Genomic DNA, 8,294 nt, shown 5'->3' with positions numbered 1-8,294 from the left:
CCCTGGTCGACGGCGCGGCGGCCGTCGGTGCGCGGCGGGCCGCCGAGGTGGTCGCGCTGCTCTCCGAGGAGCCACCGCGTGCGCTCGGCGACGACCTCGGCGCGGTCTGGCGGACCGTACGGAACTCCCGCGACCCCTACGCCGGCCGCTGGCGCGAGGAGGTACGCCGACTGCTGCGCGCCACCTCCGACGAGCCCGCCACCGACCTCCCCGACGCCACCGCCGTCGGCCTCGTCGTCGCCCTGGCCTTCCCCGAACGCATCGCCCGCGCCCGGGTGGAGCGGCCCGCCCCCGGCGAGCGCAGCCCATACCTGATGGCCTCCGGGACGGCCGCCGAACTCGCCCCCGGCACCACGCTGGGCGCCCTGCCCTGGCTCGCCGTCGCCGTCGCCGACCGCCCGGCGGGCTCGCACTCCGCGCGCGTCCTGCACGCGGCGGCGCTGGACGAGGCCACCGCCCTGGACGCCGGAGCGGCGCTGCTCACCGCCCGCGAGGAGGTGCACTGGGACACCCGCCGCGGCGAGGTCGTCTCCCGCCGGGTCGAGTCGCTGGGCTCGATCGAACTCGCGGAGAAGCCCCTCAACCGCCCCGACCCGGCCCTCGTCCGCGCCGCCTTGCTGGAGGGCCTCGCCCGCGAGGGAGTGAGCACCCTGTTGGCCTTCCCGTCCAACCTCCGCGAACGCCTGGCCTTCCTCCACACCGCCATCGGCGACCCCTGGCCCGACGTCAGCGATGGCGCCTTGCTGGAACGCGCCGACGAATGGCTGGAGCCCGAACTCTCCCGCGCCCGCCGCCGCACCGACCTCGCGCGGATCGATACGACGGCTGCCCTCCAGAGGCTCCTCCCCTGGGCCACCGGCGAAGCCGGCCGCCTGGACGAACTCGCCCCCGAGCGCATCACCGTGCCGTCGGGCTCGAAAATACGAGTCGACTACACCACCGAACGCCCGGTCCTGGCCGTCAAGTTGCAGGAACTCTTCGGCTGGACGGCGACCCCTTCCCTGGCCGGCGGCCGCATACCGCTGACCATCCACATGCTGTCCCCCGCCGGCCGCCCCGCCGCCGTCACCGGCGATCTGGCGAGCTTCTGGCACGAGGGCTACCGCGCCGTCCGCGCCGATCTCAGGGGGCGCTACCCCCGCCACCCCTGGCCCGAAGACCCGACGACGGCGGAACCCACCCGCCGCACCAACGCCCGGAAGTAGCTGACCGACTGATCCCGCCGCCCGGCGGCATCAGTCGCATCGGTTCGGCCGGATCGCGGAGATTGGCCGGGAACGTGAGGAGGGTGCTCACTCCCTCGCGGGCGTGGCACCACACCGCCCAGCCGCTCTCCGCGGGATCAGGCCCGAGCTGCGGCCACCGCGTCCGTGTACAGCTCCGCTGTCAGGTCGTCCTCGTCGACCCCGAGGTCGGCCAGTACGGCCCGCACGGCGTCGAGCGCCGCTCCGAGGCCGTCCTGGGCGGCCGTAGCGGTCTCGACCTCGATGAATGTCGCGTCGAGCTCCGGGACGCGGACGAGCGTGGCGAGGAACCGCCGGCCGTCGCTTTCGAAGGCGTAGTTGCGGCACCGCTTCTCGAACCGGATACGCGGGGTGAAGCCGAGGCCGCGGATGATCTCGTGTGCCGCCTCGGCGTCCTCCACCCGGGTCTCGGCCTCCCACTTCGACCCGGACGCCTCGTCCACCCGGGCACCCTTGTACGTGAGCACGGTGCGGGTGTCGTCGGGCCCGTGAACGGTGCGGATCCGCAGCTCGCGGTCGGCGCCCATCAGGCTGCCGTCCGGGGCGTCATAGTACGTGTCGCGGTACACCTCGGCGCGGCCGGCGCCGTACGACTCCTCCAATCGCGCGAGGACGTGTTCGGGGTCGCGTACGACGGCCTTGAGCTCCGCCTCGATCGCCATTGCCGGTTCCTCCTTCAGACCACGCGTTGAGCGCCGTCCAGCAACACCTCGAACTGCCTCTGCCAGCCCCGATAGAGCGGGCCGGACGGAGTGGGCAGCACCTTATACGTTGCCGACTCGTGACCCTCCCAGCCCGCATCGAATGCCCCCACGTAGAGAGTGCTGTCCAGTCGGATGATCCGCCAGACCGGCACCGCGGTGTACCGGTAGACCTCGACGTGGCCCACATCGGCGAGCTCCCGGAGCCGGGCCTCGGCGAGGAGAATGCCACTGGCGAGGGACTCGGCCGACTCTCCGATCTCAGCCGCGCGCTGCCCGGCCGCAGGCGAATCCGGATCGAGGAGAAGGACACGCAGGCGCGGCGCCGGGTCACCGTTGCGATCGAGGTGCTGACGCAGCAGGGAGTCGCGGAGGGCGAGGAGGCCCAGGCCACGTACAGCCAGCACGTCCAGCTCAACTGCGGACCGTGCCGCGCGCTGGATTTCGGCGGTTGCGGCAGCCTGGTCGTTGTAGACCCTGACCACTTCGGGGAACGCAGAAAGATCGAACGCGGATCCAGCTGTGCGTTGCCCCGAAGTTCGTGACGCCAGCCCGAGTAGGCGGCGTGCGGGGTCGGGCATCTGAAGGCCGTCCGCGATTCGCTCGAACACGTCGAGGCGAACGACCTCTCGCCGACCGTTGATGATCTCGTTCACGCGGCTCTGGGTCATTCCTACCTGGACCGCGAGCCGAGCCTGGCTCGCGCCGCTGTGGTGCTGGACGTAGCGGAACAACGCAGCCACGTCCCTGCGCCGGAGCGCGTCGCGGACCTCGGCGTTCTGCCATGCGAGATCCGGCAGTTTGATCGGTTCCAGGGCGGTTCCCACAGGTCGCTCCCAGTCGTTCAACAATGCATCTCACAGTGAGATTACCGGCAGAGTATCGGACGTGACGATCCGCCAGACGACGCTGAATACGTGACACCTGCCATCTGCACCCCCGCCCGACTCCGGACCAGGCCCTGCGTCCATTTCGATGGCGAGGATGGTGAGCAGGGACCGACCAACCCTGTCCCTACGCCCGCCAGGCCCTACTCGATCTCGTTCGGTTGGCGGTCGTTGCACACCCCTCGCGCCTCGGAGGTGGATCGTGACCGTCATCAGAAGCGGCCCCGCCGCGGACAGCATCGTTATCGAACTCAAGGCCCGCAGAGGTGGCGGGTACGTATTCGCGAACTGCCAGCCCGGCACAGCGACGTCTCACCGACAATCGCGCTCCCTTCGTTCGTCCCCCTCTGCTCTCGACGAGGCCTTCATGCTCAAAACCCACCGTCCCTGCACATTCGTCGCGCGCCTCGACTCGCGGAACGAATCCACGCCCCTGGCCCGCTACTTGCTCCGGGCCTATCTCTCCGGGCTGCCCTCCGGGGACCGCTACCGCGATACCGCAGAGCTGCTGCTGGGTGAGCTGTTCGCCAACGCCGTCCAGCACTCCGACGCGCCCGATGACCGGCACATCGAAGTCCGCTTCGCCCTCGTCAACTCCCGCCTGCGTCTCGAAGTCCACGACGCCGGCTCCGGACGGCCGACCCTCCACACCCCGAGCGCCGACGACGAGCACGGCCGCGGGATGTTCCTCGTCAACGAGCTCGCCGAGCGCTGGGGCTGCACCTCCCGCCCCTGCGGCATCGGCAAGTTCGTCTGGGCCCACATCGCCCCCGCCACCACCTTCGCCTGAAAGCCACCCCACCCATGCACCTCGCCACCCTCGCCCGCCACGCCCTCTCCCGCGGCCGCACCCCCGCCGCGACCTACGCCCTCCTCGCCCGCCGCACCCGCCGCCCCTTCCCCTCCGCCCGCGCCGTCTGCCTCGCCCTCGACATCCCCCTCGCCGAAACCACCCGCCGCCTCAACGATTGCTACGACGCCCTCCTCGCCAACCCCCGCCCCAACACCGAAACCGACACCGGCGAACTCCTCGAAGCCCTCGGCGTCTTCGACATCCCCAAGTCCCTCACCCCCACCGAACTCGCCGTCGTCGACCTCCTCCTCACCGCCATCGACGCCCTCGGCGGCATCCGCCCCGGCCACCACCACGGCCTCCAGCGCTGGTTCACCACCGGCAACCTCACCGCCGCCTACCTCTCCCTCGCCGCCACCCACCCCCTCCCCCGCACCGGGAACCCCACCACCTACTGGACCGCCCTCACCACCGCCGGCGAACTCCTCACCACCACCCCCACCCCCGACACCCGCATCACATACGCCCTCACCCACTGCCGCACCCAAGCCACCCACACCTGAACCCACGCGCCCTGCACAGGAAGTCGGCCCCACCGACTTCCTGCGCACCGAACAGCCGCTGGCGACAGGCCCACGGCCGGAATCACGCCCAACGGAGAGGACCGACCGTGAACACCGTGCCAACCCGACAGGACGTGGCCCTGCTGCGCCGCTACCAGCACCGGATCAACCGCGTTCCCCGAAACCTGGTGATCCAGCCGACCGGCTTCTGCAACCTGAACTGCACGTACTGCTACCTGCCCGACCGCGACGACAAGGCCCCCATGCCGACGGCAGTTGCCGAGGCCGTCGCACGGTCGGCGAGCGGGCTGGTGGACGGCCACCACGGCAAACCTCTCGGGCTGATCTGGCACGCCGGAGAACCGCTGGCACTCGGGCGGCGGCGCTTCACGGAACTACTCCAGCCGTTCGAGGAACTGCGCCGCAAGGGCCTGCTGGAGCACGCCGTCCAGACGAACGCCACCCTGATCAATGACGAGTGGTGCGACCTCCTGACCGAGTACGGGTTCCGGGTCGGCGTCAGCATCGACGGCCCCGCAGACCTGACGGCCCGGCGCACCGACCGCAAGGGCCGCCCGGCTTTCGACCGGATCATGAAGGGAATCGAGCGGTTACAGCACCGCGGTGTCCCGTTCTCGTTGATCGCCGTCGTCAGCCGGGAGAGCATCACCCATCCCGACCGGCTCCTCGACTTCCTCGCCACACTCCGGCCGGTCAGTATCGGCCTCAACATCGAGGAGTTGGAGGGCGTCAACACCAAACGCCACCCGCCCACCCGCGAACAGGCCGTCGAGTTCTGGCGCAAGGCCCTTGCCTGGTCGCGCCGTCAACCGGGCGGCACAGCCCCGGTCCGGGAGCTGGAACGCCTCGGCCGCTACCTACGGATGAGCCGCACCCAGCGCGTCGACCGCGCGCACCTGAGCCGCATCGACCCGTTGCCGACCATCGCCAAGAACGGCGACGTGTTCCTGCTGTCACCCGAACTGGCGGGCATCACCGCGCCCGCCTACAACGACTTCCGGGCCGGGAACGTCCTTGATCAGCCCATCAGCGCCATCCTGAGCCAGGCGCACCGGCTGAACTACGTGGGCGAGTTCCTGACCGGCCTGGAGGAGTGCGAGTCCACCTGCGAGTTCTTCGACTACTGCCGGGGCTCGCAGGCCGGGAACCGCTACTTCGAGCACCGGACCTTCGCCGTCGCCGAGACCGACTACTGCCGCGTCACCGAGCAGGCCCCGGTCCTGGCACTGGCCGACACCGTACGCAAGGAGCAAACCACGTGACCGTTCTGGAACAGCTCACCGCCGCCGACGCTCCCGCCGTCGCAGATCTGATCACCTCCGTCACCCCACCGGACGGGACCCCCACGATCGAGTGGGGCAACCAGCCGACCTGGGACAACAGCGGCGGAGGCCCGTGGAACAACGCCCCGTCCTGGGACAACTGGCAGAGCGCCCCGTGGGACAACTGGAACAACGGGCCGTCCTGGTCCGACTGGTCCAACCGCTGACACCACCGGCTGCACGCTGCTGTCCTCCCCCGCCGATGCTGCCCGCTGCCTCCCGGGGCAGCGGGCAGCACCCGACCACCGACCGGAGAACCCCGTGCCCACCCGCCGCTACGGCCGCACCACCGTCACCCTCCCGGACCTGGACGACGACCCCTACCTGGGCGTCATCAACTCCCCGCCCAGGCCCGGCAGTACCGTCACCGAGTTCCGCTACACCGACCAGGACGTCCGGGACCTCGACCTCACCGGGACCGACCTTCGCAACGGCATCCTCCACAACGTCACCGCCCAGCGCACCACCGTCGAGAACGTCCGGCTCAGCTCCGTCCAGATCACCGCCGGCGACCTCGGCTCCCTCCAGCTGAGCGGCAGCAAGGCGTCCCGCACCCTGTTCCGCGACTGCAGGCTCATGGGCGCGGCCGTCACCGGCGCCGTTCTGGACAACGTCCTGTTCGACAACTGCCGCCTCGACTACGCCACCTTCGACCAGGTCCGCGCGAGCGGCCCGCTCGTCTTCGACCAGTGCGTGCTCACCGAGGCCACCTTCACCGGCTGCGACCTCACCGGCGTGGTGATGCACGACTGCGTGCTGCACGCCACCGGGTTCGGGGCCGGCACATACAGGGACCTCGACCTGAGCGGCAGCGACCTGTCCACCGTCCGCGGTGTCGGCAACCTGCGGAAAGCCGTCATCAGCCGCGCCCAGCAGCACCAGCTCACCGACGCCCTCCTCGTCGAACTGAACGTCACCTACAGCGAGGACCTGCCGCAGCACCGCTGACCGCCACCCCCGAAAGGAGAGCCTGCGTGGGGCCGCTCATCGTCTTCACGGACTACGTCAAGCTCCGCGACCGCTGCCGGATCACCACCCTGGCGGTCGCTCACGACCATCCGGCCCACGAGGACGGGGCTGTGGTCCCGACCGGCCGGTGGACACCCATCAGCCCCACCGAGGCCGACCTTCTGCGCGCACCGCACCAGGCACCGGAAGCCGAGGCCGTCGAACTCGTCGCCTTCCCAGCCCTGCGCACGCTGTCCACCACGCACGGCCCCTGGTGGACCGTCCGCCCTCCGTTTACCCCCTCGCCCCGCACCCGGTACGCCAACCACACCACCAGCCCCGCAGGCGACCTCACCGTCACGGTGAACCCCGCGAACGGAAAGCGGCTCGGCATCCATCTCGACAACTGGGACAGGCTCCCGTACGCCCACCGTCGGCTGTCCCGGCGCAGGCTGTGCCTCAACGCGGGCCCCGGCTCCCGCTACCTCCTCATCGGCGACACCGACGCGTCGGCCATCTGCCGGCGCCTCGGCAGGGACGACCCGGCGCACCACCCGCACACCGACGACATCCGGGCCTACGTGCGCGCCGGGCATCCACTGCGCTGCCTGCGACTGCGGCTCGATCCCGGCGAGGGATACCTCGCCCCCACCGAGCTGCTGCCCCATGACGGCTCCACCATGGACCTCCCCGAGCCCTCCACCGCCGCGTTCTGGCTCGACCACTGGCCGATCAGGGCGTTCCCCTCCCTGATCTGACCGACCGGGACGCGGCAGCCGTGTGCGGTCCGGAAGAACGACCACCTCGCGCCCGCGTGGCGGCACCTGGAAACCTTCCGCATCACATGGCAGTGCCCCGCCAGGACAGCGAGGGCACCGCCCGTCGGCATCGGGCCCGGGTGCCCGGCGTCAGCTCAGCAGGCCCACCGCGTGCAGGTGGTCGAAGATCAGCCGGTCGACGGGAGAGGTGCGGTGCCTGTCGCCGTAGGTGAGCCAGACCACCTCCTCGATCTCGCTGCTCGCCTCCAGACGCCCCTTGTACGCCGCGGTGTAACAGGTCATCCGGACGAGGACGCCGTCCGGGTGGCCGTGGGCCTGGGCCTCGAAGACGCCCAGGAGTGCCGCGGACTCCGGCGCGATGGCGACCGTGAGCTCCTCGCGGACCTCCCGGACCAGGGTGTCGAGGTCGCTCTCCCCGGGCTCCCGCTTGCCGCCCGGCAGGTAGCAGGCGTCCTTGCCGCGTGTACGCGTGCTCAGCACCTTCCCGCCCTCGGTGTGGATCCAGGCCACTTTGTCGATGACGGCTGCCATGCTCCTGCCTCGCTTTCCGACTGGTCCGGTTCCGAAGGACTTCCCGACGGGTGGTCCGTGCGCCCGGGCCCTGCCCCGGCGGCCGGTCCCGTGTCAGTGGGTGTGGTCGGGCCCGCCGGGGGTGGGGGTGGCGGCTGGCTGCCCCGGGCGCGGGAGCGGGGTGCCGATCTGAACGGGGCTGCAGGTGAGGAACCGGCCGGCCGCGTCGTGGATGCACGTGTGCTGCGGGTCGGGATCCCCCGCCTTGGCCTCGCACTCGGGGCAGGGTGGCGGCACCTGCGGGTCCCGCCCCGACGGGGCCTTGGGCTTCCCCGCGGACGTCCCCTGGGGCTTGGCGGCGGGGGTGGCCTCGGCGGCCTTCCCGGTCGGCTTCCGGGTGGCGGTCGGGGCGCCGCCCCCGAGTTGCTCGGGCTCAGCGGTAGCCGGGGCCGGGTCGGGCTCCGGAGCCACGGACAGGCCCGGCGAGGGCACCGCGGAGGGGCTCGGCGAGGGCTGCGCGCTCGCC

Annotated in this window: 10 protein-coding genes and 1 pseudogene; 7 read left to right on the top strand and 4 right to left on the bottom strand. The window is 71.1% G+C overall.

What is annotated here, in order from left to right; translation table 11 throughout:
* A partial coding sequence (locus KS423_RS31310) for an ATP-dependent helicase C-terminal domain-containing protein (RefSeq protein WP_308020269.1) occupies positions 1–1,205 on the top strand: 1,205 nt, incomplete at its 5' end.
* Between the two features lie 137 nt (positions 1,206–1,342).
* Here the strand turns inward: KS423_RS31310 and cyaB are convergent.
* Entirely contained in the window at positions 1,343–1,906 is a 564-nt protein-coding gene (gene cyaB, locus KS423_RS31305) for a class IV adenylate cyclase (protein WP_224283143.1), read from the bottom strand.
* A 14-nt stretch (positions 1,907–1,920) separates the two neighbouring features.
* Entirely contained in the window at positions 1,921–2,772 is an 852-nt protein-coding gene (locus tag KS423_RS31300; protein ID WP_224283142.1) for a helix-turn-helix transcriptional regulator, read from the bottom strand.
* Between the two features lie 427 nt (positions 2,773–3,199).
* On the opposite strand from KS423_RS31300, the gene KS423_RS31295 reads away from it, so the two are divergent.
* The 6 genes from KS423_RS31295 (at position 3,200) to KS423_RS31270 (ending at position 7,237) form a co-directional block, all read left to right on the top strand.
* Complete coding sequence (locus KS423_RS31295; RefSeq protein WP_224283141.1) at positions 3,200–3,622, top strand: ATP-binding protein; 423 nt, start codon at positions 3,200–3,202, stop codon at positions 3,620–3,622.
* 14 nt (positions 3,623–3,636) lie between these two features.
* Positions 3,637–4,188 carry a hypothetical protein gene (locus KS423_RS31290; RefSeq protein WP_224283140.1) on the top strand — a complete coding sequence of 184 codons (552 nt, stop codon included), beginning with the start codon at positions 3,637–3,639 and terminating at the stop codon, positions 4,186–4,188.
* A 107-nt stretch (positions 4,189–4,295) separates the two neighbouring features.
* Positions 4,296–5,471 (top strand): cyclophane-forming radical SAM peptide maturase AmcB, encoded by a 1,176-nt coding sequence (amcB, locus tag KS423_RS31285; RefSeq protein WP_224283139.1) that lies wholly within the window; start codon positions 4,296–4,298, stop codon positions 5,469–5,471.
* Positions 5,468–5,698, top strand: a complete 231-nt coding sequence (gene amcA / locus KS423_RS31280) for a multiple cyclophane-containing RiPP AmcA (RefSeq protein WP_224283138.1) — start codon at positions 5,468–5,470, stop codon at positions 5,696–5,698. The genes amcB and amcA overlap by 4 nt, the downstream gene beginning before the upstream one ends.
* 94 nt (positions 5,699–5,792) lie before the next feature.
* Positions 5,793–6,479, top strand: a complete 687-nt coding sequence (locus tag KS423_RS48145) for a pentapeptide repeat-containing protein (protein WP_224283137.1) — start codon at positions 5,793–5,795, stop codon at positions 6,477–6,479.
* Positions 6,480–6,505: 26 nt separating this feature from the next.
* The gene (locus KS423_RS31270) at positions 6,506–7,237 is read left to right on the top strand and encodes a hypothetical protein (protein ID WP_224283136.1); all 732 of its coding nucleotides are present in this window, start codon (positions 6,506–6,508) and stop codon (positions 7,235–7,237) included.
* Positions 7,238–7,387: 150 nt separating this feature from the next.
* Here the strand turns inward: KS423_RS31270 and KS423_RS31265 are convergent, their stop codons facing one another.
* Both KS423_RS31265 and KS423_RS31260 read right to left on the bottom strand, forming a co-directional pair.
* Positions 7,388–7,789: an NUDIX domain-containing protein gene (locus tag KS423_RS31265; protein ID WP_224283135.1), complete on the bottom strand. Its 402-nt coding sequence runs from the start codon at positions 7,787–7,789 to the stop codon at positions 7,388–7,390.
* Between the two features lie 93 nt (positions 7,790–7,882).
* Positions 7,883–8,294 (bottom strand): annotated as a pseudogene (locus tag KS423_RS31260) (hypothetical protein); the annotation flags it as partial.

It is taken from the genome of Streptomyces sp. LS1784 (assembly GCF_020103755.1).
GTDB lineage: Bacteria > Actinomycetota > Actinomycetes > Streptomycetales > Streptomycetaceae > Kitasatospora.
The sequence above is the reverse complement of the archived record's forward strand: the minus strand, read 5'-3'. Positions and strand labels throughout refer to the sequence as shown.